This window comes from Agrobacterium sp. 33MFTa1.1, from assembly GCF_004328495.1.
In the GTDB taxonomy this organism is placed as follows: Bacteria; Pseudomonadota; Alphaproteobacteria; order Rhizobiales; family Rhizobiaceae; genus Agrobacterium; species Agrobacterium pusense.
Genome location: NZ_CP036359.1, coordinates 206,040 through 227,992, shown reverse-complemented (window position 1 = coordinate 227,992; position 21,953 = coordinate 206,040). Strand labels below are relative to the sequence as shown.

21 protein-coding genes are annotated in these 21,953 nt (G+C 60.5%); 3 read left to right on the top strand and 18 right to left on the bottom strand.

What is annotated here, in order from left to right; genetic code table 11:
* Nucleotides 1–127: 127 nt before the first annotated feature.
* From EYD00_RS14905 to EYD00_RS14885, 5 genes are all read right to left on the bottom strand, one after another.
* The gene (locus tag EYD00_RS14905; RefSeq protein ID WP_004445152.1) at nt 128–844 is read right to left on the bottom strand and encodes an ABC transporter ATP-binding protein; all 717 of its coding nucleotides are present in this window, start codon (nt 842–844) and stop codon (nt 128–130) included.
* A complete protein-coding gene (locus EYD00_RS14900) occupies nt 825–1,589 on the bottom strand; it encodes an ABC transporter ATP-binding protein (RefSeq protein WP_034496736.1) in 765 nt (254 codons plus the stop codon). Before EYD00_RS14900 ends, EYD00_RS14905 begins: the two co-directional genes overlap by 20 nt.
* A complete protein-coding gene (locus EYD00_RS14895) occupies nt 1,586–2,593 on the bottom strand; it encodes a branched-chain amino acid ABC transporter permease (protein ID WP_004445148.1) in 1,008 nt (335 codons plus the stop codon). Before EYD00_RS14895 ends, EYD00_RS14900 begins: the two co-directional genes overlap by 4 nt.
* Nucleotide 2,594: 1 nt before the next feature.
* Nucleotides 2,595–3,458, bottom strand: a complete 864-nt coding sequence (locus tag EYD00_RS14890) for a branched-chain amino acid ABC transporter permease (protein ID WP_004445147.1) — start codon at nt 3,456–3,458, stop codon at nt 2,595–2,597.
* A 90-nt stretch (nt 3,459–3,548) separates the two neighbouring features.
* Nucleotides 3,549–4,721: an ABC transporter substrate-binding protein gene (locus EYD00_RS14885; protein WP_004445145.1), complete on the bottom strand. Its 1,173-nt coding sequence runs from the start codon at nt 4,719–4,721 to the stop codon at nt 3,549–3,551.
* A 340-nt stretch (nt 4,722–5,061) separates the two neighbouring features.
* Between EYD00_RS14885 and EYD00_RS14880 the strand changes: the two genes are divergently transcribed.
* Nucleotides 5,062–5,436, top strand: coding sequence for a hypothetical protein (locus tag EYD00_RS14880; protein ID WP_006700227.1), 375 nt, complete (start codon nt 5,062–5,064; stop codon nt 5,434–5,436).
* A 26-nt stretch (nt 5,437–5,462) separates the two neighbouring features.
* Here EYD00_RS14880 and EYD00_RS14875 read toward each other — a convergent pair whose 3' ends face one another.
* The 5 genes from EYD00_RS14875 to EYD00_RS14855 all read right to left on the bottom strand — a co-directional run bounded on the left by EYD00_RS14875 (nt 5,463) and on the right by EYD00_RS14855 (nt 12,454).
* On the bottom strand, nt 5,463–7,196 hold the full coding sequence (locus EYD00_RS14875; RefSeq protein ID WP_034496734.1) for a M14 family metallopeptidase: 1,734 nt from the start codon (nt 7,194–7,196) through the stop codon (nt 5,463–5,465).
* A 5-nt stretch (nt 7,197–7,201) separates the two neighbouring features.
* Entirely contained in the window at nt 7,202–8,050 is an 849-nt protein-coding gene (locus EYD00_RS14870; RefSeq protein ID WP_034496733.1) for an ABC transporter permease, read from the bottom strand.
* A 6-nt stretch (nt 8,051–8,056) separates the two neighbouring features.
* On the bottom strand, nt 8,057–8,980 hold the full coding sequence (locus EYD00_RS14865; protein WP_004445138.1) for an ABC transporter permease: 924 nt from the start codon (nt 8,978–8,980) through the stop codon (nt 8,057–8,059).
* A 76-nt stretch (nt 8,981–9,056) separates the two neighbouring features.
* Entirely contained in the window at nt 9,057–10,592 is a 1,536-nt protein-coding gene (locus EYD00_RS14860; protein WP_034496731.1) for an ABC transporter substrate-binding protein, read from the bottom strand.
* A 41-nt stretch (nt 10,593–10,633) separates the two neighbouring features.
* On the bottom strand, nt 10,634–12,454 hold the full coding sequence (locus EYD00_RS14855) for an ABC transporter ATP-binding protein (RefSeq protein ID WP_004445135.1): 1,821 nt from the start codon (nt 12,452–12,454) through the stop codon (nt 10,634–10,636).
* A 479-nt stretch (nt 12,455–12,933) separates the two neighbouring features.
* On the opposite strand from EYD00_RS14855, the gene EYD00_RS14850 reads away from it, so the two are divergent.
* On the top strand, nt 12,934–13,236 hold the full coding sequence (locus EYD00_RS14850; protein WP_034496728.1) for a putative quinol monooxygenase: 303 nt from the start codon (nt 12,934–12,936) through the stop codon (nt 13,234–13,236).
* A gap of 63 nt (nt 13,237–13,299) precedes the next feature.
* Here EYD00_RS14850 and EYD00_RS14845 read toward each other — a convergent pair whose 3' ends face one another.
* On the bottom strand, nt 13,300–15,201 hold the full coding sequence (locus tag EYD00_RS14845) for a bifunctional sugar phosphate isomerase/epimerase/4-hydroxyphenylpyruvate dioxygenase family protein (RefSeq protein ID WP_034497562.1): 1,902 nt from the start codon (nt 15,199–15,201) through the stop codon (nt 13,300–13,302).
* A 121-nt stretch (nt 15,202–15,322) separates the two neighbouring features.
* On the opposite strand from EYD00_RS14845, the gene EYD00_RS14840 reads away from it, so the two are divergent.
* A complete protein-coding gene (locus EYD00_RS14840) occupies nt 15,323–16,018 on the top strand; it encodes a TetR/AcrR family transcriptional regulator (RefSeq protein ID WP_022562722.1) in 696 nt (231 codons plus the stop codon).
* On the opposite strand, the gene aroQ is transcribed toward EYD00_RS14840, so the two are convergent.
* The 7 genes from aroQ to EYD00_RS14805 form a co-directional block, all read right to left on the bottom strand.
* Nucleotides 15,990–16,433 (bottom strand): type II 3-dehydroquinate dehydratase, encoded by a 444-nt coding sequence (gene aroQ, locus EYD00_RS14835; RefSeq protein WP_004445128.1) that lies wholly within the window; start codon nt 16,431–16,433, stop codon nt 15,990–15,992. The genes EYD00_RS14840 and aroQ overlap by 29 nt on opposite strands.
* A complete protein-coding gene (locus tag EYD00_RS14830) occupies nt 16,430–17,299 on the bottom strand; it encodes a shikimate dehydrogenase (protein ID WP_034497559.1) in 870 nt (289 codons plus the stop codon). The genes aroQ and EYD00_RS14830 overlap by 4 nt, the downstream gene beginning before the upstream one ends.
* 203 nt (nt 17,300–17,502) lie before the next feature.
* Nucleotides 17,503–18,264 carry an amino acid ABC transporter ATP-binding protein gene (locus tag EYD00_RS14825; RefSeq protein ID WP_004445125.1) on the bottom strand — a complete coding sequence of 254 codons (762 nt, stop codon included), beginning with the start codon at nt 18,262–18,264 and terminating at the stop codon, nt 17,503–17,505.
* Between the two features lie 13 nt (nt 18,265–18,277).
* Nucleotides 18,278–19,117 (bottom strand): transporter substrate-binding domain-containing protein, encoded by an 840-nt coding sequence (locus EYD00_RS14820; RefSeq protein WP_004445123.1) that lies wholly within the window; start codon nt 19,115–19,117, stop codon nt 18,278–18,280.
* 42 nt (nt 19,118–19,159) lie between these two features.
* Entirely contained in the window at nt 19,160–19,810 is a 651-nt protein-coding gene (locus EYD00_RS14815; RefSeq protein ID WP_004445121.1) for an amino acid ABC transporter permease, read from the bottom strand.
* Nucleotides 19,811–19,822: 12 nt separating this feature from the next.
* Nucleotides 19,823–20,491 carry an amino acid ABC transporter permease gene (locus EYD00_RS14810; RefSeq protein ID WP_004445120.1) on the bottom strand — a complete coding sequence of 223 codons (669 nt, stop codon included), beginning with the start codon at nt 20,489–20,491 and terminating at the stop codon, nt 19,823–19,825.
* Between the two features lie 343 nt (nt 20,492–20,834).
* Complete coding sequence (locus EYD00_RS14805) at nt 20,835–21,923, bottom strand: 3-carboxy-cis,cis-muconate cycloisomerase (RefSeq protein ID WP_034496725.1); 1,089 nt, start codon at nt 21,921–21,923, stop codon at nt 20,835–20,837.
* Nucleotides 21,924–21,953 lie beyond the last annotated feature (30 nt).

Here is a 21,953-nt window from a genome sequence, read left to right as displayed (position 1 = left end):
ATCTAGCCGACGCGCGTCGGCGCGGCGCGAAGGGTCTCTTCACCCCAAAGACTTGGGGTGGCTGGATGCCGGCTCAAGGCCGGTATGACGGAGATTATATATGAACGCGCAATGGCGATACGTTGGCTTAGTGCAGCCCACCCACGCCTAGATGCGTATCGATAATATCCGGGTTCTCCACCAGTTCGCTCGACGGTCCGTCCCAGACGATGCGGCCACGTTCCATGATGATGGCGTGGTCGGCGAAGTCGATGGCCATCTGGATGCGTTGTTCGACGAGAAGAATGGTCATTTCGCCGGATTGGGCAAGCTTGGAGAAGGCGGCCATCAGCTCTTCGCAGATGACGGGGGCGAGGCCTTCGAGCGGTTCATCGAGCAGCAGTACCCGCGGCTGGCCGAGAATGGTGCGGGCGGTGGACAGCATCTGCTGTTCGCCACCGGAAAGTTGCGAGCCGAGATTGCGGCGGCGCTCCTTGAGGCGCGGAAACAGCGTGTAGGCTTCCTCGATCGCCGATTTCGGTCGCCCCTTGAGGCCCACGAACAGGTTTTCCTCCACCGTCAGCGTCGGAAACACGTCACGGGTCTGTGGCACGTAACCGAGGCCGGCCTTGGCGCGCGCAGCACTTGGCAGGGTGCCAATCTCCTGCCCCCCGATGCGGATATCGCCGGAAAACCGCTTCGTCTGGCCGGCCAGCGTGGCGAAGAGGCTTGTCTTGCCGACGCCGTTGCGGCCGAGCACGGCGAAACGCGAGCCCGATGGCACGGAAAGCGACAGGCCCTCGATGACCCTCGTCGGGCCATAACCGGCCGTGAGGTTGACGATTTCAAGCGGCGCTGCGGGCATCGGCGTAACTTCCCAGATAGGCTTGGCGGACTTCCGCATTGCTGGTGACATCATCAGGCGAGCCGTCGAAAATGACGGCGCCGGCGGCCAAAACGACGACGCGCTTGGCAAATCGGAAGACCAGATCCATGTCGTGTTCGATCATCAGGATCGCGAGGTCGGATGGCAGCCGGTCAAGCGCCTGTTCGATGCGCGCGGTTTCCGTGGAAGGCACGCCGGCGGCAGGTTCGTCGAGCAAGAGGATTTTCGGGCGAAGCGCCATGGCAAGCGCGATCTCGATCAGCCGCTGCTGGCCATAGGCGATTTCGCGCACCTTTGTTTCAGCGAGGGCCGTGAGGCCAAGCGTGCCGAGAATGTCGCGGGCTTCGCCCATCACCGCAGGCATGGCACGGTAACGGCCGAAAATCCGGCCGGTCCTGCCCTCACGCTGGAGAATGGCGAGCGCCACGTGCTCCTCTGGCGTCATGTCCTGAAACAGCCTGGTAACCTGGAAGGAACGTACGAGCCCGCGTTTCACGCGCTGGCTGGCGCTGAGGCCCGTCACATCCTCGCCGGCGATGCGCACCGTGCCGGCTGACGGTTTGATATTGCCGGTGACGAGATTGACAAAGGTCGTCTTGCCGGCGCCATTGGGGCCGATGAGTACCGTCCGGTCTCCCGGCGAAAGCGACAGCGAGACGTTGTTGGTGACGACGAGGCCGCCGAAATTTTTCTGCAGGCCGGAGACTTCGAAAATGGCGCTCATTTGCGACCTCCCCGGAGACGCGCGATGATCTGTTCGCCTGCGCCATAAAGGCCGCGCGGCGCGAAGAGCACGACGGCGATCAGCAGCAGGCCGACAATGGTGAGCCAGTGAAACGGGTTGGCGGCGGAAACCACGTCTTCAAACCACATGAAGGTGACGGTGCCGATCAGCGCGCCGTAAAGGGAACCCGCGCCACCGAGCACCAGCATGACCAGCCCCTCGGCCGATAGCGTGAAGCTGAGGCTGTCCAGGCCGACGACCTGCGTGGAGATGGCGTTAAGCGCACCACCAATGCCGGCGACGATGCCTGAGATAACGAACATCTTCAGGATTGTGCCATTGACGGCGCCGCCCATGGCCTGAATGCGGATGCTGTCCTGTTTGACGCCGCGGCACAACATGCCGAAGGGTGAATTGACGACCACCTTTAGAGCGAGGAAGACGACAAGCAGCAGGCAGACACCATAGATATAGGCGGTGCGGCCGAAGAGGTCGAATTCGAAGGTGCCGAACAGCGCGTCCGGCGAAACGCCGGCAAGACCGTCGCTGCCGCCGGTCCAGCCTGAAGCCTTGTTCGCCGCCTCGTGGAACAGGTGGATGACGGCGATGGATAGCACAAGCTGTGGAAGCCCGTGGGCACGCAGCAGCACCGCGCCGGAAAGCAGCCCGGCCACGCCGCCCGCAGCCGCGCCGATGGCGGTCATGAGAAGCGGGTCGGTGATTTCGAAATGGGCGGCGGCGATGCCGGCGGCATAAGCGCCGGCGCCGAAGAGGGCGGCATGGCCAAGCGTGGCGACGCCGCAATAACCGGTGACGAGATCGATCGACAGCACCAGAAGCGCAATGGCTATGATGCGTGTCAGAAGTGCCAGATTATCCGGAAACAAGTAATAACCGGCAACAGCGGCGGCGATGATGAGGAGCGGCCCCGCGAGCGCGCGCAGTGGTGAGCGCGCCTTCGGAATGTCTGCCGTTTCAGTCACGTCGTTCATGAGCACCGCCATCTCATTTCGCCCTTCCAAGAAGGCCGCGCGGGAACAGCGTGATGATCACGATGACCGCCAGATAAAAGAAGAATTCGCCATACTCGGGCGCAAGATATCGCCCGGTCGTATCGATGGCGCCGAGCAGCAGACAGGCGATCAACGCGCCTGGAATGGAGCCCGCGCCACCAACGGAAACCACGACCAGAAAGGTGACCATGTAGCGCAGGGCATAATAGGGTTCCACCGGCAGCAGTTCCGCGCCGATGACGCCGCCCATGGCGGCTAGTCCGACGGCGATGGCGAAGCTGACGGCATAGATGATTTCGGTGCGCACGCCGAGGGCTGCGGCCATGGCGGCATTATCGACCGCCGCGCGCAGCTTGATGCCGAAGGCGGTCTTTTCAAAGGTGAACCACAGCGCGCCGGCCACGGCAAGACCGCAGGCAATGGCGAAGATGCGGTGGGTGGCGATGGTGCGGAAGCCAAGATCAGTGGGGCCGGCCAGCTGCTGCGGCAGCGGAATGGTCTTCAGCGTCGGGCCGAAAACGAAGTTCGCGATGCCAATGATGCAGAAGGTGATGCCGATGGTCATCAGCACCTGTGTCAGTTCCGGCGCGCCATAGATGCGGCGATAAAGGAAACGTTCCAGCGGTATGGCGATGACGATGGTACCGACGATGGCGACGAGGATCGCAGCCGCATAACCGAGACCCAGTCCGTGGGCGGCATAGGAGGCGAGATAACCGCCGATCATGGCGAAAGCGCCGTGCGCCAGATTGACCACACGCATCAGTCCCATGGTGACCGAAAGGCCGATGGAGATGATGAACAGGACCATGCCATAGGCAAGCGCATCGATGAGGATGCTGAAGACCGTCTGCATGATGAAGAAACTCCTCCCGGTGCTGCAATGCCCGTCCGGGCCGGAAACGGGCCGCCACTGGCGGCCCGGCAATATTGTCCTGTCTGGCCGTTACTTCGCGGCGGCGAGACCCGGATCGCCCTGTTTTTCGAAGGTCTGGACTTCCTTGTTGTAATAGCTGCCGTCATCGGCCTTGGCTACTTCGCGCAGATAGATGTTCTGCGTGATGTGGCGGCTTTCCGGGTCGATGCTGACCGGGCCGCGCGGGCTTGTCCAGGAAAGGCCCTTGACTGCCTCGACCGCCTTTTCCGCATCCTGCTTGCCGCCAGTGGCCTCGATCATCTTGCTGATGACATACATGCCGTCAAAGGCGCCGACGGAAGGGAAGGAGAGTTCCTTCGGATTGCCGATTGCCTTGGTTGCGGCTTCCACGAAGGTCTTGTTCTCGGGTGAATCATGCGAGATGGCATAATGGAAGGTCGTCTGCATGCCGAGTGCGGCTTCCCCGAGCGCCGGCAGGTCGGATTCCTGCGTCAGATCACCCGGCGCGAAGAGCTTGACGCCTGCGGATTTCAGGCCGTTGTCGTTGAAGGCCTTGACGAAACCGAGCGTGGTCGGGCCCGATGGCAGGAAGGCGAAAACACCCTGTGCGCCGGAATCCTTCACACGTTGCATGATGGGACTGAAATCATTGGTGGAAAGCGGCATGCGGATGGTTTCAACCACTTCGCCGCCGGCAGCGGTGAAGGCCGCCTTGAAAGCATTTTCGGCATCGACGCCCGGGCCATAATCGCTGACCAGTGAGATGACCTTCTTCACGCCGCCGTCAAAGGCCACCTTGGCGATGGGGGTGGAAGTCTGCCAGGTGGTGAACGACGTGCGCACCACATAGGGGCTCTTGGTCACGATGGCCGAGGTGGCGGCATTCATGACCACCATCGGCACGTTGCCCTGCTTCAGCAGGGGTGTGACGGCCATGGCGTCAGGGGTAAAATAGAAGCCGGCAAGATATTGCACGCCTTCCTTCACCACCAGCTCCTGCGCCAGTGCCTTGGATTGCGCCGGATCGGCCTGCGGCACATCGCGATAGACGACCTCGACCGTGTCATTGCCGACCTTGTTACCGTGAAGGGCAAACCAGGCATCGATGCCGGCCTTGAAGTTCTTGCCCTGCAGCGCAAACGGGCCGGAGAACGGGCCGACAACGCCCACCTTGATCGTTTCTGCATAAGCGGCAGAGCTGAAACAGATGGCCGCTATCGCCACGGTGATCCGAAATTTCATGGTTTCCTCCAAATTCGCCTGTGGCTCCCATCCACCGGTCCAGGCTGCCAGATTGATGATTAAGAATATCAAAGTAAAATGAAATAAGGGGGGTAATAAATAACCTGACGGTTATCAATACCGCGTCTTTGACGCCTTGCCCATATCGGATCGGGAAATCAGCCCGGCGCCTGCCCCTTTTTTCAGCTCCACATCGCCTTGGTCTTCGCGGTCTAACAGTTCGGGGCAAATGTCGCCTGCAACCGCGCGACCGGCCGTCCCGCAACCAGAGCTTTAACCAGTTCTAAGGGGATTTTTCGTAGTCTCCCCAAGCATATTTAGAACGTTATTTGGTGTCTTGATGGGCGAATATCAGAATAAAGCTGTTGAGCTGATGCGCAATCGCGTTGGAGAAAACAGGCTCAACAACCGGATCGAGCGTCGTGAAGCATTTCTGCGCAAGGCGCTGACGCTTTATCATGCCATGGGTGGTGCGATGGAGGATGTGGAAGCGGCCGTCAAGGACGCCGTGTCATCACCTGCACCGACCATCGACGTGGCCGTTGGCGACGTGATGTACAAGCTGGCCGCCATCGGCCATGTGGCCGATCTCGATATTATCCAGGCGGGATATAACAAGCTTGATGCCGCCAACCTGCATATTCTCAGCAAGGGCAAGAAGCTGCTGCAAAAACAGCGCGATCAGAAACTGGCTGCGACAACGCCGGGGAAGTGAACCGCCCGCCCGGGGCGGTTGCCGTATCAGGCCACTTGCGGCGACAGGATTTCCTGCCAGGCATCGTAGGCGGACAGCACCGTTTCCATTTGCGCGGTGTGGCCGGTGATGAAATCCGTGCCATAGATGGTTTCGTCGGGATATTCGGTGATCAGCGTCATCGGCACGGTGTGGCGGTCATCGATGGACGACAGGCACGGAAAGCCGTTGATGATGCGGAAACCGGTTTCGCCGGCGTGGATTTCATAAAGCGCGATCTGGCGGTTATTGTAGTCGAGCAGGCCGGGAATGGCGCCGAGATGGCGGGTTACCTTGTCCAGCAGGGCTTCCGCTCGGCTTTCCCAGTCCGCATGGTGGCGGATGATGAGGAAGAAACCCTTCGGCAGCGTCCACATGGCGAAATTGCGCGGCACATAACCGGACAGAGGCCGGGTCCACTCATGTGAAGGATACCCGTGCAGGTTCACATGCAGGCTGGCGCCGCTCATTTCCTGCGCCTTGAAGCGGATTTCCTTCTCGTTCAGATGCGCAGCCGAATTTTCCGGCGTGCGATATTCAAGGTCATCGCCAAGGGCGGTGTACCGCGCCGCATGATGCATGTGGCGCGGATTATCGACGCGCAGACGCTGATGCAGGGCGTAACCGTCAGGATTTTCCAGCGGCGAGATGGTGAAATGCGCGCCCTTGCGATCAGCGAGTTTGCGGGCGGCGCGGATGGCGCCGACGATGCCCGTCGTCTCGTTGGGGTGCTGGCCGCCGCTGATCATCACCGCGGCATCGCTGCCGGCGACATAACGGGCGGAAAGGACGCGGCCGGAGCGGGAGCGCGCCTGGAATGGCTCGCCGCCGATTTCCTCAAGCAGCCCTGCGAGCTGGCCTGCCGCAACCGGTTCGCGCGCCTCATCGATCGGTTGCTCGCCGCCATCGAGGAAGGCGGTTGTGAGCGGGCGGGTCTCGATGTGAAGGGTGATCTCGCCTTCGCTTTTGACGATTTCCGGTACGATCTGGCCGGGCTTGAGGCCACGGTCACCCAGCGGTCGGCCGGATTTTTTCTGAAAGAACTCCAGCAGCGAGAAATAGAAATCCTCGTGCAGCGCTTCGCGCAGGCTGACGACCTCATCACCAACGGAAAGAGGCAGATCTTCTGCCGGATGGGTAACACGGATGTTCAGTTCCTCGAAATAGGGCTCTTCATCGCCCCAGCCGTGGTTGGCGACGGCACTGATTGCCGCTTCAAAAAGCTGTTCGTAATCCGTCTCCAGTCGCTCGCCCGAGGCATCACCGGCAAGCCGGAACCAGCCGGTTGGCGAGACATTGGTTTCGCCGACGATATCGGTATGAACCCGGTTCGGAGCCAGAACCTTCAGAGTTTCCGTCTTGCCACGGCGGCTCAGCGTCACCTCATAATGGAAACTGCCGTCCTTGCGGGCGATGAAATCCAGCTTCGCATCGCCCACCAGCGCCGCCAGCGGATAGGCCTCCAGCCGGAAACGGTTGGAGGGGGCGTTTTCGTGCACCGGGTAACGCACTTCGATGGCGTCGACGCCATCCAGATTGATCTCTTCCAGAAAGGTGAAGAGAAGCGGCTTGTAGGCGCTGCGGATGCGGGCGCAGATGCCTTTTTTCTTCAGCCTCTCTTCAGTCTCGCGGCGGCTTTTGGCGTCATCGAAGGTCCATGCCTCGAAGGACTGGCCGGGCTCGGCTTTGGCGACAAGCGCGTCCAGCGTGCGTTCGAAGGTCTTGTCGAAAATCTGGCTCATCACGGTTACCTCGAGGTTCTGCCTGTTGGGTCGAGGCTGTCGCGCAGCCAGTCGCCGAGAAGGTTGAGGCCAAGCACGGTCAGAAGAATCGCAAGGCCCGGAAAGACGCTAACCCACCATGCCGTCTGCAGATAGGTACGCCCATCCGCCAGCATGCCGCCCCAGCTCGGAATTGTCGGATCAACGCCGAGACCGAGGAAGGTGAGGCTGCTTTCCAGCAGGATGTTGTTGGCGACGTTGAGCGTCATCAGCACGATGACAGGGCCGATGAGGTTCGGCAGCAGGTGCTGAAGGATGATGCGCCAGTCTTTCACGCCGATGGCGCGGGCGGAAAGGATGAATTCCCGCTCCCTGAGCGTCAGCACCGAGCCGCGCACGAGACGGGCATATTGCACCCATTGCGAGACGATCAGAAGGATGATGGTGTTGGTGAGACTGCCGCCGACAATGGCGATGAAGGTGATGGCGAGCAGGATGAAGGGCATGGCGAGCTGGATATCGGCAAAGCGCATGACCAGCATATCCCAGAAGCCGCGATAATAACCGGCCACCAGGCCAACGGCGACGCCGAAGATGACCGCGCCGATGACCGAGGTGAAACCGACCAGCAGCGAAATCTTGCCGCCGGCGACGACGCGGGCGAGAACGTCTCGTCCCAGCGGATCGGTGCCAAGCGGATGGGCGGCATTGGCGAAGGGTTTGGCAAGGCGCGCCATCAGGTCGATCTTGTCAGCTCCGCCCGGAAACAGCACGTCGGAAAAGATGACGGCAAGGCAGATGATTGTCGTCAGCGACGCGCCGAGGACGAATTCGAGATTGGTGAAGCGCGCGAGACGCGAGGTTTTAACAGCCATCGTCACTTACTCCGTGCGGATGCGCGGATCGACAAGGCCATAGGCGATATCGACCAGAAGGTTGATGCCGACGATCATCAGCGACAGCACGGTGATGACGGCCTGAAGCACGGGATAATCGCGCGCGCCGACTGCATCGAAGGCGAGCGTGCCGAGGCCCGGCCAGTTGAAGACACGCTCGATAACGACGATGCCGCCCAGCAGCCCACCAAATTGCAGGCCGAAATAGGTGATGAGCGGAATGGCGCAGTTGCGCAGCGCATGTTTGTAGAGAACCTTGCTTTCACTGAGCCCCTTGGCGCGCGCCACCATGACGTATTGAGAGCGTAGCGTATCGAGCATGGCGGTGCGCACAAGGCGTACATTGGTGGCAGTAAGGATCACACCCATGGTGACCGCGGGCATGATGTAGCTCGCAAAACCGCCCATGCCGCTTGGCGGCAGCCAGCCGAGCGTGATGGAGAACAGCAGCACCAGCATGGTGGCCAGCCAGAAATTCGGGAAGGAAAGGCCGATAAGCGAGAAGATGCGGATCACCTGATCGGCCGTCTTGCCACGCGAAGTCGCGGCCTTAATGCCGAGCGGGATGGATAGCGCAATCGACACCGCCATGGAGATGAAGGCCAATAGCAGCGTGGCGGGCAGGGCATCGGCAATGAGGCGCGAGACCGGCGTGCTGCCGGTGAAGCTGCGGCCGAAATCGAGCGTCAGAAGGCCCTTCAGGAAGCTGAAATATTGCACGAAGAACGGCCGGTCGGTGCCGAGCGCCGCACGGATGCGCGCCAGATCATCTTCCGTCATGCTGCCGCCGCCCTGGAACATGGTGACGGCGGGGTCACCCGTCAGGCGGATGGCGAAAGAAACGAGAAGGGTGATGGCGATGACGACAAAAATCGCCTGCAGCAATCGCTTGATGAGGAAACCGGCCACGTTTTTTACCTTGAAGAGAAACCCGGCCTTGCCCGCATTGCGGCGGGCAAGGTGTGTTGATCAGAAACCAGCCCGATTATTCGACGGTAACGTCGGTCAGTTTCAGGCGATTGTCAGGCGGTGCGACAAAACCCTTGACCCGCTTGTTGATGCCGTAAATGGCATTGGTGTTGTAGAGCGGGATTTCCAGCGCGCGTTCGGCGGTGTAGCTGCCGATTTCCTTGAGGATCTTTTCGCGCTCGGCGCGGTCCGTCAGCGGACGCTGGGATTCCAAGAGCTTGTCCAGCTTTTCGTCCTTGTCATAGGGGTTCCACTTCTCACCCGAGTGATACATGGAATAGGCGGTGTTATCGTAATCGAAGGTCCAGCCGCCCCATTTCTGCTGGAACATCGCGCCGGTCTTGCCCTGCGGAATGATGTCGTTCAAGAGAACGTTGGTTTCATAGGGCTTGATGGTGGCGGTGATGCCAACCATGGAGAGGTAGCTGGAAATGACCTGCGCTACTTCGTTCATCGTCGCGTCATTGCCGCGGATGTCGATCTGCAGCGCCGCACCCGGCTTGACGCCGGCTTCCGCGAGAAGCTTCTTGGCGCCTTCAGGATCGTAAGGCAGCGGCTTCAGTTCCGGGTCGTAACCGAAGGACAGCGCGCTCTGGAAGCTTGCGATTTCCGATGCCTGGCCGGCAAGGATCGACTTGACGATGGTGCCGCGGTCGACGGCCATGATGATGGCCTTGCGCACCTTCGGATCGGCGGTGATGCCGTCACGGGTGTTGAAACGCAGCGCATCGACGGTCGGGCCGGGGACGCTGACGATCTGAAGCTTGGAATCGCCTTCGATGACCGGGATCATGCCGATCGGGATGGTGGGCGGAATGACGAGATCGACGCGGCCTGCCTGCAATTCGGCAACGGCGGTCGCCGGCTCTGAAATGAAGCGGTATTCCAGTTCGGAAAGCTTCGGTGCGCCGCCCCAGTAATCCGGATTGGCTTCAAGCTTGATGTTGGTCTTCGGGGCATAGGATACGAATTTGAACGCGCCGGTACCGATTGGGTTGAGGTTGAAGTTGTCCTCACCCTTTTCCTGGATATATTTCGGCGGCACGATCATGCCGCCATAACCGGCAAGCTTGGTGAGCAGAACCGGATCCGGCGCCTTCAGCTTCATGTCGACGGTGTAGTCGTCGATGACATCGACGCTTTCGATGGAAACATAGTTGGAGCGCTGCGGGCCCTTGGCACCCTGTTCGCCAAGAAGGCGCTCGAAGGTGAACTTGACGGCGGCGGCGTTAAAGGGCTCGCCATTGTGGAACTTGACGTTCTGGCGCAGCTTGAAGCGGATGCGCTTGCCTTCATCCAGCTCTTCCCAGGATTCGGCGAGGCCGGGCACGACCTTCAGGTCCGGGCCGCGATAGGTGAGGCCATCGAAGATGTTGGTGGCGACAGCGGCCCATTGAACGAGGAAGGTGTCGATCGGATCCCAGCTGCCCGGATCCTGCGGGCTGGAAATGGTCATCTTGCCGGCGGCAAGAGCCGGTGCGGCGGTCATGGCCGTGGCGGCCATGGCAAGCGCGACGAACGTTGTCGTCATCCCCTTCTTGATCATTGTCATCTACCTGTTCCTCTTCAGATGGTTGTGGTTCTGGTTGTTATTCAGGCGCTCTTCGCGATGAAGTGGCCCGGATTGATTTCCTCATGGGCGAGAATGGCCGGCTCATCGCCGACACGGCGCACGGGATTGGGAATTTCGCCCTCGATCATGGCAATGCGGCGCTCGATGGTCGGATCGGCGACCGGCACGGCCGACAGCAGGCGGCGGGTATAATCATGCGTCGGCGTTTCGAAGACCTGGCGGCGGCTGCCCATTTCCATGATCTGGCCGAGATAAAGCACGGCGACGCGGTGGCTCATCTTTTCCACGACAGCCATGTCATGGCTGATGAAGAGATAGGCGAGGCCACGCTCGGCCTGCAAATCCATGAAGAGATTGATGATCTGCGCCTGAATGGAAACATCGAGCGCCGACAGCGCCTCGTCGGCAATGATGAGCTTGGGATCGGAAGCAAGCGCGCGGGCAATGCAGACGCGCTGGCGCTGGCCACCGGAGAACTCGTGCGGATACCGCGCGGCGTGCTCGGAGGAGAGGCCCACACGCTCCAGCAATTCATCCACCCGCCGCTTTACGGCTTTCTGATCATTGATCAAACCATGGGTGTTGATCGGCTCGGCAATCGAAAAACCAACCGTCTTGCGTGGATCGAGCGAGGCGAAGGGGTCCTGGAAGATATATTGCACTTCCTGACGCATGCGGAAGCGTTCCGCCGCCGACATCTGTGCAAAGCTGCGGCCGTTGAAGGTTATTTCGCCCGAGATGGCCGACTGCAACTGCTGGATGGTGCGGCCGATAGTGGATTTCCCCGAGCCGGATTCTCCCACCAGCGCAAGCGTTTCGCCGGCATGAATATCGAAACTGACCTTCTGCACGGCGCTGCACCGGTGCGTTGCCTTGCCGAAGAGGTTCTTGCGGATATCGAAGCGCACGAACAGGTCCTTGACCGACAGAAGCGGTTTCTGGTCGTATTTCGCGGTATTTTGCACGCGCTCTTCACCGATCACGACCGGCTGGCCATCCTGCAGCACGGTGAGCGGCAGGCGCTTCGGAAAGGCTTCACCTTCCATGCTGCCAAGGCGCGGAACGGCGGAAAGCAGGGCGCGCGTGTAAGGGTGCTGCGGATTGGCGAAGATATCCTTGACCGGACCTTCCTCGACCTTCTTGCCCTTCCACATGACGACGACGTCATCGGCCATTTCCGCCACCACGCCCATGTCATGGGTGATGAAGACCATGCCCATGCCGAGCTTCTTTTGCAGGTCGCGCATGATGTTGAGGATCTGCGCCTGAATGGTCACGTCGAGCGCCGTCGTCGGTTCGTCGGCAATGAGAAGCTTCGGGCGACAGGCGAGCGCCATGGCAATCATCACACGCTGGCGCATGCCGCCGGAAAGCTGGTGCGGGTATCGCTTCAGAAGCTCGGCGGCATCGGGCAGGCGCACCATTTCAAGCAGCTTCTGTGCTTCTGCCATCGCTGCCTGCTTGCCCATCTTTTCATGCAGCACAAGCACTTCGCAGATCTGGTCGCCGATGGTGAAGACGGGGTTGAGCGAGGTCATCGGCTCCTGGAAGATCATGGCGATCTCCTTGCCGCGGATCGAGCGCATCTCTTTCTGAGAGGCCTTTAGCAAGTCCCTGCCTTCAAACAGGATTTTGCCTGTCGGATAGGTCGCGCCCATCATGTCAGCAAGGCGCATGGTGGAGAGCGACGTGACCGATTTTCCGGATCCGGATTCGCCGACGATCGCCACCGTGCGGCCGGGCTCGACGCGAAAGGAAATATCGTCCACGACGCGGCTGTTGCCAAACTCGACGCTCAGGCCTTCGACGGACAGCAGGGCGTTTGCGTTTGCGGCAGTCATGTCAGTGTCTCCGGCGTGGCCTGCGCCGGTGAAGCGGCGCGGTGGTCTGGAAAAAGAAAAGGGCGATGGGCAGGTGAGCTACGCGCAACGCCGGGCGGGAATATCGAAAATGTCGGGTGAGATCGCATCTTCAGGATGCTTTTTCACAGGGAGCCGCGCGACAATCGATGCCCCGCATTAATAGCCGCAGTGCCGCCGCAGCCGTGCCGGTTACACCCATGGCAGCCACCCGACGCGAAACGCCGGATGCCAATTCGACAATGCGCATGAAACCTTATTCTCCCCCGCCCTTGTTTTATGGAAAAAGCTAACAAAACAGAACAATCATGTCCATAGTGTTGAACAATTTTTGTGTACTGCTCTACAAATACGCATATGCACCGATTTTGAGCGCGTGTTCCTGCACAATGCTTCGCAAAGAGGCGTGTATTCCGCGTGTAGCGCCACTGAAAACGCTGAGAAGAACGAAGAGGAATGGAATGCCGTGCATGAACAATAGGGCGGGCGCAGTCAGGCTGAGGGGTTTTCTACGATGCTTGTCCAAGCATGATGTCGAACTGGTCCGGCGCCACCTTCCGGAACATCTTCGTCTGACGAGAGAGGAACCCGGCTGCATTTCCTTCGAGGTATCCGAGACAGACGATCCCCTGATCTGGCAGGTTGAGGAGCTTTTTGCCGATCGTGCCGCCTTTGATTTTCATCAGCGGCGGACGCGGGCGTCGGAGTGGTTTATGGCGACCTCCGCCATTCCACGCGATTACGAGATAACGACATTGGAATAAATGAGAACAGGCCGCAGCGGCATTCCTGCCGGCTGCGGCCTCTTCGGATTTCGCTGCCGAGACCTATTCCTTCGGCATGCCAACCGGCGGCGCAAGGCGTCGTTGCGCGGCGATGCGGAAGGGGGCGTTCATGGCACCATAACCGCCGTAAGCCCCGCGCCTTTCGATGATTTCGAAGAAGAAACCTTCGCCGAAGGTGCGGCTGTAGATCTGGAAATATTCGCCATTGTCGTCGCGGTCATAAAGGATGCTGGCGGCCCGGAGAGCATCGGAAAATTCCGGCTCCAGACCGAAACGCGCTTCCAGATCGTCGTAATAATTGCGCGAGATCGGCAGGGCCTGAAAACCGCGCGCCTGCATCGCCCTGGCCGTGGCGAAGATATCGTCGGTGGCGAAGGCGATGTGCTGGATGCTGGTGCCGAAACCTTCAGCGAGGAATTTGCCAGCGAAGGTCTTGCGATTGTCGGCACCGTTCATGGTCAGGCGGAAATGCGGTGAGGGTACGCTTTCAATCGCCTGGCTGCGCACCAGCCCGCCCGGATCGACCACATCGATCATCGGTGTGCGGCGGGTAGAAAACAGCGAGGTGTAGAACAGAAGCCACGTCAGCATTTCATCGTAATGCGTTGTTTGCGCAAGATGATCGATCCTCTTCAGCCCGGCATCGCCAGCTGGTTTATTGTCGCCGACTGTCGCAAACTCATTGTCCCAGATGGAAGCAAGCGCCGGCGAATCGTCGAGGAAATAAATGACACCGTTGCCCACGCCCTGAATGGCCGGGACGGCGACTTCGCCCGTCTTGCGCGGCTCGGCGAAGGTGGGCGCACCCAGCGCTTCAGCACGCGCCAGCGCCGCTTTGGCGTCATCGACCTTCAGGCCGAATGCATAGGCATTGGTGCCGTGGATGGAATAGGACGCCCCGGCGAAACTGTCGCCGCCATCACTGGTATTGATGACGATGCGGATATCGCCCTGGGTGTAGAGGTCGACATCGCGATTGCGGTGATGTGCGGTTTTCTCGAAACCGAGCGTGGCGAGCAGCGCCTCCAGATTGATCTTTTCTTCCGGCGCCGTGGTGAATTCCACGAACTCCACGCCCCGCGTCTCAACCCGGTCCGGCATGGCGGGCACGTCGATTCGGATATCCGGCTCAAGACGGCGCACCTGATCCATCAGGTTGACGAGCGAGCGGTGGCCGTCCTCGGCGAGCAGCCGGGCCGAGCCGCCGCGGAACTGGTCATTGAAGATTTCCAGCGACAGCGGGCCGCTATAACCGGTTGCAGCCACGGCGCGCATGAAATCCACGACAGGCAGATCGCCTTCTCCCGGCATGTTGCGGAAATGGCGGCTCCAGTAGAGCAGGTCCATGTCGATCAGCGGCGCATCGGCCAGCTGGACGATGAAAATCTTGTCGCCGGGAATGGAACGGATGGAATTGGGATCGATCTTGCGCGACAGCGTGTGGAAACTGTCGAGAATGATGCCGACATTGGCGTGGTCGGCACGGCGCACCACTTCCCAGGCATCGCGGTGATCACTGATATGGCGACCCCAGGCCAACGCCTCGTAACCCACGCGCACGCCATATTTTGCGGCGAGTTCGCCCAGCTGATGGAAGTCGGCGGCGGCGCGGTCTATGCCGCCGAGCGAGACCGGCGAGACATTCGAGCAGATCAGCATCAGATCTGTGCCGAGTTCGCCCATGATGTCGAATTTCCGCTGCGCTCTCTCGAAGGCGCGGGCGCGGTGCGGCTCCGGCATGCCCTCGAAATCGCGGAACGGCTGAAACAGGGTGATATCAAGTCCGTGGTCGGCAGCCAGTGCCTTTACCTCGCGCGGGGAGGCGTCATAGGTCAGGAAATCGTTTTCGAAAATCTCCACGCCGGAAAAGCCGGCCTTGGCGATCGCCGCCAGCTTTTCGGGGAATTCGCCACTGATCGATACGGTTGCAATGGATGTGCGCATTGGCATGCCGTGTCCTGCTGTGTCATAGCTCGCCATATTGCCTTCCTTTTCAGCCTTATGTACTGATTGGTTAATAAGCAGGGCGTGACCGCAGGCCGCCGCCCCACCGATGGAATGGATGATGACCAAAACTGCGACTTTGAACGCGACCCGAGAAAGCCGGCAGGCGAAGCGTGATCCGGAAGGGGTTCGCCGCGACATTCTTTCGGTGGCCATGGAAGAGTTTTCGCAAAACGGCCTCTCCGGCGCCCGCATCGATGAAATAGCGGCGCGCACGCGCACGTCCAAGCGCATGATCTATTATTATTTCACCGACAAGGAGAGCCTTTACCAACGCGTTCTGGAGGAAGCTTATGCCAAGGTGCGCGGCGGCGAGAGCGATCTGGAGCTCGACGATCTGGAACCGGCTGCGGCGCTCGACAAGCTCTGTCGGTTCACCTTCGATCACCACCGGCGCAATCCCGCTTTCATTCGCATGGTGATGATCGAGAACATCCATCACGGCCGGCACATGCAGTCCTCCGAAACGATCCGCCAGCTCAACCGTCCGGCCATCGATGCGCTGGAAAGCGTGCTGCTGCGAGGCCAGCAGAGCGGCGTCTTCCGCGAGGGCATCGATGCGCTGGAATTGCACTGGCAGATCAGCGCGCTGTCCTTTTTCAACGTCTCGAACGTCACGACGTTCTCGTTCATCTTCGGCGACAGCCTGTTCACCGATGCGGGACAGGAGACATTGTCGCGGCATGTCAGCGACATGGTGCTGCGTTATGTGCTGACGCCCGCCCATATCACGACGAGCGCGAAAGACGGCCGATGAGGTGGCGCAGCGCCACGTCATAACCTTCGATGCCGAGGCCGGCGATCACGCCTTCGGCGCGGGTCGAGACATAGGAGTGGTGCCGGAAGACCTCGCGCTTGTGGATGTTGGAAATGTGAACCTCGATCACCGGCCCCTCAAAGGCATTGAGCGCATCGAGGATGGCCACCGACGTATGGGTAAAGGCGCCGGGGTTGATGACGATGCCTGCGGATTTGCCGCGGGCTTCGTGAACCCAGTCGATCAGCTCATATTCCCGGTTGCTCTGGGCAAAAAACAGTTCGTGGCCGGCGGTTTCTGCGATCCCGCGGCAACGGGACTCGATATCGGCGAGCGTTTCATAGCCGTAGATTTCCGGCTGGCGCTGGCCGAGCAGGTTGAGGTTCGGGCCGTTGAGGATTGTGAAAAGGCTCATGCCACCCCCTCCGCCATGCACAGCTCGGTGAAATGTGCGGTCATGCGCGCGGCGTCCGGCTCGCGGCCGCAGAAGAGGCGGAATGCGCCAACGGCCTGAAATACCGTCATGCCGCCGCCGGGCAGGGTGCGACAGCCCTTTTTCGCCGCCGTCGCCAGCAACTCGGTCACGAGCGGCATGTAGACGATATCGGCCACCCAGTGTCGTTGTTCGATCAGGGCGGCCGAAACCGGCATGCCGGGATGGGCGGGCATGCCCATTGGCGTGGCGTGGATCAGGCCATCGGCAAAGGGCAGGGAAGCGGCGGGGTCGCCAACGGCAAAGGCGCGCCCTTCTCCGAAGCGGTCGTTGAGTTCGCTCGCCAGGCGCTCGGCCCGGGGCAAATCGCGATCGAAAATATCGAGTCTCATAATATCGAGCTTCAGGGCGGCATGGGCGACAGCCACGCCGGCGCCGCCTGCGCCGACCAGCAGCGCCCGATCACGCTTTGCATCCGGCAGGCCGCGCACGAAGCTTTCGTAAAAGCCGTACCAGTCCGTGTTATGGCCAATGCGGCGGCCGTCGCGGAAGACGACGGTATTGACCGCTCCAAGCATGCGGGCGTCGTCAGAAAGTTCGTGCAGATGCGCGATGACGGCCTGTTTGAACGGATGGGTGATATTGGTGCCGGCAAAACCGCGCGCCTCCAGCTCATCGAGCAGATCGGGAAGGGCGCTTAAGGGCAATTTGCGTGCGGAGACATCCACCAGCTCATAAGAATAGTCGAGACCATGGGCTGCTCCCTCGCGCATATGCAGCGCGGGTGACTTGGATAGCTGGATATCGGCGCCTATCAGGCCGACCTTGAATGCGGTTTTGTCTGTCATGATCTCGGGTCGTTCATCTGTTCGGCGGCGGGCATCGCCTGCCTTCGGGTTGCTGGCGAGGTGTTGAAACCTCGCCGTCGTCATCCTCGGGCCTGATCCCGGGGATCTGTCATCCGCTGGCTCCATGGATCCCCGGGCCTGTCCCGGGGATGACGCTGTCTCTGCGCGGGAGGTCGCCAAGAGTTCCCCGCGGAGCGCGAACCTCAATGATGGGCGAGAATTTCGCCAAGGAACGTGCGGGTACGCTGGTGCTTAGGATCGCGGAAGAATTCCTCCGGGGGGCCTTCCTCGATGATCTCGCCTTCCGACATGAAGACCACGCGGTCGGCCACCTGCCGGGCGAAACCCATTTCATGCGTGACGCAGATCATCGTCATGCCGTCGCGGGCAAGACCGATCATGGTGTCGAGCACTTCCTTCACCATTTCCGGATCGAGGGCCGAGGTCGGTTCGTCGAACAGCATCGCCTTCGGTTCCATACACAGCGCCCGCGCAATCGCCGCGCGCTGCTGCTGGCCGCCGGAAAGCTGGGCGGGATACTTGTCGGCCTGGTTGAGAATGCGCACGCGCTCCAGATATTTGCGTGCCGTCGCCTCCGCATCGGCCTTCGACAGGCCTTTCACCCGCATGGGCGCCAGCGTGCAGTTTTCCATGATGGTCTTGTGCGGGAAGAGATTGAAGCTCTGGAACACCATGCCCACTTCGCGCCGAACCGCATCGATGGCGCGGCTGGAATCCGAAAGCATGGTTCCCTCCACCGTAATCTTCCCCTCCTGGATTTCCTCCAGATGGTTGATGCAGCGAATGAGGGTGGATTTGCCCGAACCGGACGGGCCGCAAAGAACGATCTTCTCGCCCTTGCGAACCGTCATATTGACATTTTTAAGCGCGTGGTAGGCTCCATACCACTTTCCGACCCCTTCAAGGGCGATAAGCGGAACCTGTGCGGCGGCGGATTGCGGCATGGAAACCTCCAGATTACTTCACGGTGAAGGGGATGTCGGGAAGGCTGTCCGGGAAGGCCGGCACTTCGCGCTTCATCCATTTGTCGTAAATCTTGGCGAGCTGACCGTCCGACTTGATCTTGTCGAGGAAGGCGTTGACGGTTTCGTTCCAGTCCTTCTCGCCCGGGCGGGTGCCGGCGCCGTTATACATGGTCGTCAGTTCGAACTTTGATTCGTACTTGCCCTCGGCGGCCTTGTTCAGCCGGTCGCCGTAGAACATGTTGCCGCCCACGGCTTCGACCTGGCCCGATATCAGCGCCTGAATATTGGCGGCGTCGTCATCGAAGCGCAGGATATTGGCTTTGGAGCCGGCACCGGCAGTAATCGCCGTGTCCATGGCGCTCGACTTCGGCACGCCGACATTGATGCCGGTCAGATCATCGTAACCGGCGATCTTCTTGTCCTTGGGGGCATAGACGGAAAACACGTTGCCGACATAGGGCTTCGAATACTGGATGCTCTTGGCGCGCTCGGCGGTCATGGCCATGGTGGCGAAGAGCACGTCGACCTTGCCGGTCAGCAGCGCCGGGATGCGGTTTGCGACGGCGAGCGGCACGAACTCGGCCTTGACGCCGAGATAGTCCGCGAAGGCCTTGCCGATATCGGCATCGAGACCATCCTGCACGCCGCTGGAATTCACGAAGCCCCAGGGCGAATTGTCACCCTGAATGCCGATGACGACCTTGCCCTTGGCCTTTGCCTCTTCAACGGTCCCGGCGAAAGCATCGCCCGGTGTCACGAAAGGCAGCGCAACCGTTGCCGCGGCGAGCGCGAGCAGGGCGCGACGCGAGAATTTCATGCTGGTGGTTTTCATCTTTTGCTCCTCCTTACAAAGCTGATGAGATGGTTTTGACGTTTAACGGGACGCGGCCTGCAGCCGCTTTTCGACGCCGGCGCCCCACAGGGAGAGCGGCCAGCAGATCAGGAAATAGATGATGCCGACGAGGGCGAAGACGGTGAGCGGGCGGAACGTCTGGTTGGAGACGATCTGTCCGGCGCGGGAGAGCTCGACGAAACCCACGATCGCCGCAAGCGAGGTGCCCTTGATGAGCTGCACGAGGAAACCGATGGTGGCCGGCAGTGAAATCTTGAGCGCCTGCGGCAGGATCACATCCTTCATGCGTGAGACGTAATGCAGGCCGAGCGCATTGGCCGCTTCCGTCTGGCCCTTCGGCACAGCCTGGATGCCGCCGCGCCAGATTTCACCCAGAAAGGCGCTGGCATGCAGCGTGAAGGCGATGGCAACGGCGATCCAGGCATCGACATTGAGGCCGGCGAGCGCCACGCCGTAATAAACGACGAAAAGCTGCATCAGGAGCGGCGTGCCCTGGAAGATGGCGATGTAGGCCGTGCTTGCCCGCTGGATTGCCGGGCTGTCCGCAACGCGGGCGAGCGCCACGCAAAGGCCGAAAATGCCGCCGCCGATAAAGCCGATGATGGTCAGCGCAAGGGTCCATTTCAGGCCCTGCAGCAGGAAGAAGAGTTCGTTGGGACCGATGGATGCCATTGTCTTTTCTCCTCACTTGACCGGATAGCTGAAGGAAAGGCGGGAGATGAGCGAGAAGACGGCCATCATCAGCGAGGAAATGACGAGATAAAGCAGCGTGATCGAGAAATAGACCTCGAAGGACCGGAACGTATCCGCCTCGATCTTCTGCGCGACCGAAGTCAGCTCATAAGCGGCGATCGAAGTGCAGACCGACGTCGTCAGCGTCAGCATGATGAACTGGCTGGTGAGTGACGGATAGACCGCGCGCAACGCCGGCTTCAGGATGATATGGCGGAAGATCTGCGCCCGGTGCAGGCCGAGCGCGAGGCCCGCCTCCACCTGGCCCTTGGGGATGGAATCGACCCCGCCTCGAATGATTTCAATGGCATAGGCGCCACCGTTCAGGGCCAGCGCAATGATGGCGGTGACGGTGGGATTGAGCTTGATGCCGATCTGCGGCAGGGCGAAGAAGATGAAGAATATCTGCACCAGAAACGGCGTATTGCGGATAGCTTCCACAAAGCCGATGACGATGCCGCGCAGCAGCCTGAAACGCGAGCGTCGGGCGACAACCCCGAGAACCCCGATGACGGTGGCAAGCGACATGCCGGCAATGGCAAGGCCGATCGTCGCCAGACAGGCTAAAAGCAGCTCGGGCAGCCGGTCTATGACCGCTGAGAAATCGAGACTGTAAGACATTCTTCCTCCCAACCCCTTCGGGTCCGGACAGGCTTTGTGCCTTGTCCGCATCGCTCTGGAACCGTGCGGCGCCAAAGCCCTCCATTTGTCGATTTTTGCCGCTGCGGGCTTCGAACCCTTGTCGGCGGCGTCTCGTTAATCTTAATGTTTGTACCAGTTAGTTCATTTTTGTGTCAAGCGTCATATCCGGTTAAAAAGCGGCGTCGCCGCTGCTTTTTTTTGTTTTTTGAAATTCCCGATAAAGTCTTTTTTATCAATGGCTAATGCAAAGGAGCGCAAGCGCTTTCCGCACGTCACCATGTCGCCACCGGCCGCCCGTCTGGCAGTTCCTGGAAACCCTGGTCTATGGAAGATGGCGATCGCCCTGAGGCTCGTTTTCGCCTGCGCCCAACCTGTCTATCTGCCCCGCCAACCGCTCGGCGATCAGCAGCGAGGCTCCCGTTGCCGTCACCATTTGTGGGAGCGACAGCCATTCCAGCATCCAGCCCGCGCCGGACCTTTCCTGTTCGTGCACAAGCGACTGGTGCAACGCCGATATGTGCACGGCATTGAAGCGCGCGAGCGTCACCAGCGTTTCGGCATTGACCGGGTTTTGTTTGTGCGGCATGGCCGAGGAACCGCCGCCTCCGGAGAGGCGGATTTCCGTGCCGAGTTCGGCCATGAGCGCGATGTCCTGCCCGAACTTGCCGAGCGTGCCCGTGATCAGCGAAAGCAGACCGGAAAATTCGGCGATGCCGTCACGCTGGCTTTGCCATTGTGGCCGATCCGCAAGGCCGAGGCGCCTTGCCAGATCGATGCGCACGGCTGCGGCATTATCACCGAGCTTTTCGAGCGTGCCGGCCGCGCCGCCGAATTGCAGGGCGAAACCGGTCTGCGCGAAGCTCTGGAGCCGCAGCAAATGGCGCTCCAGCGGTGAAATCCAGCTTGCCGCCCGGTCGGCGACGGTGATGCCGATCGCGGCCTGCATGCGGGTGTAGCCCGTCAACGGATTGTGGCCGTCGCGGGAGGCGAGATCTCCCAGCGTATCGACGAGACGCCCGAGCCGCATGGCGATGATTTCCGCCGCCATTTTCAGCCGCAGCACCAGGCTGGTATCGATGACATCCTGGCTGGTCGCGCCGAAATGCACCTTGTCCGCTGCCTTGCCGGCGACGGCCGCCCGCATCTGCCGGATGAGTTCGGGAACCACAACGCCATCCTTTGCGACGCCGTGGCGAAGGGCGGTGATGTCGGCGGCAAAGTCCGACAGGCCTGAGACAATCGCTTGTGACACCTCATCCGCAAGGATGCCAGCCTCCGCCTCCGCCTCCGCCAGCGCCGCTTCGAAACGGATCATGGCGTCGATATCCGCCCTTGCCGAAAACAGCTCGACGATTTCGCTGTCGCCGAAAAGGCCTGAGAGGAAAGGGTGCTCGAAGGGGGAAAGGCTCATCGTCCGTCTCGCTTTCTTTTGCGCATATCG

Coding starts and splice junctions, on each gene's coding strand:
- EYD00_RS14885 (WP_004445145.1), bottom strand. CDS start 4,721: ATGAAATTTCGGATCACCGTGGCGATAGCGGCCATCTGTTTCAGCTCT.
- EYD00_RS14895 (WP_004445148.1), bottom strand. CDS start 2,593: ATGGCGGTGCTCATGAACGACGTGACTGAAACGGCAGACATTCCGAAG.
- EYD00_RS14855 (WP_004445135.1), bottom strand. CDS start 12,454: ATGACTGCCGCAAACGCAAACGCCCTGCTGTCCGTCGAAGGCCTGAGC.
- EYD00_RS14825 (WP_004445125.1), bottom strand. CDS start 18,264: ATGCCGCAATCCGCCGCCGCACAGGTTCCGCTTATCGCCCTTGAAGGG.
- EYD00_RS14850 (WP_034496728.1), top strand. CDS start 12,934: ATGCCGTGCATGAACAATAGGGCGGGCGCAGTCAGGCTGAGGGGTTTT.
- EYD00_RS14860 (WP_034496731.1), bottom strand. CDS start 10,592: ATGACAATGATCAAGAAGGGGATGACGACAACGTTCGTCGCGCTTGCC.
- aroQ (WP_004445128.1), bottom strand. CDS start 16,433: ATGAGCCTTTTCACAATCCTCAACGGCCCGAACCTCAACCTGCTCGGC.
- EYD00_RS14840 (WP_022562722.1), top strand. CDS start 15,323: ATGACCAAAACTGCGACTTTGAACGCGACCCGAGAAAGCCGGCAGGCG.
- EYD00_RS14875 (WP_034496734.1), bottom strand. CDS start 7,196: ATGAGCCAGATTTTCGACAAGACCTTCGAACGCACGCTGGACGCGCTT.
- EYD00_RS14805 (WP_034496725.1), bottom strand. CDS start 21,923: ATGAGCCTTTCCCCCTTCGAGCACCCTTTCCTCTCAGGCCTTTTCGGC.
- EYD00_RS14900 (WP_034496736.1), bottom strand. CDS start 1,589: ATGAGCGCCATTTTCGAAGTCTCCGGCCTGCAGAAAAATTTCGGCGGC.
- EYD00_RS14905 (WP_004445152.1), bottom strand. CDS start 844: ATGCCCGCAGCGCCGCTTGAAATCGTCAACCTCACGGCCGGTTATGGC.
- EYD00_RS14810 (WP_004445120.1), bottom strand. CDS start 20,491: ATGTCTTACAGTCTCGATTTCTCAGCGGTCATAGACCGGCTGCCCGAG.
- EYD00_RS14820 (WP_004445123.1), bottom strand. CDS start 19,117: ATGAAAACCACCAGCATGAAATTCTCGCGTCGCGCCCTGCTCGCGCTC.
- EYD00_RS14845 (WP_034497562.1), bottom strand. CDS start 15,201: ATGCGCACATCCATTGCAACCGTATCGATCAGTGGCGAATTCCCCGAA.
- EYD00_RS14815 (WP_004445121.1), bottom strand. CDS start 19,810: ATGGCATCCATCGGTCCCAACGAACTCTTCTTCCTGCTGCAGGGCCTG.
- EYD00_RS14880 (WP_006700227.1), top strand. CDS start 5,062: ATGGGCGAATATCAGAATAAAGCTGTTGAGCTGATGCGCAATCGCGTT.
- EYD00_RS14830 (WP_034497559.1), bottom strand. CDS start 17,299: ATGACAGACAAAACCGCATTCAAGGTCGGCCTGATAGGCGCCGATATC.
- EYD00_RS14890 (WP_004445147.1), bottom strand. CDS start 3,458: ATGCAGACGGTCTTCAGCATCCTCATCGATGCGCTTGCCTATGGCATG.
- EYD00_RS14870 (WP_034496733.1), bottom strand. CDS start 8,050: ATGGCTGTTAAAACCTCGCGTCTCGCGCGCTTCACCAATCTCGAATTC.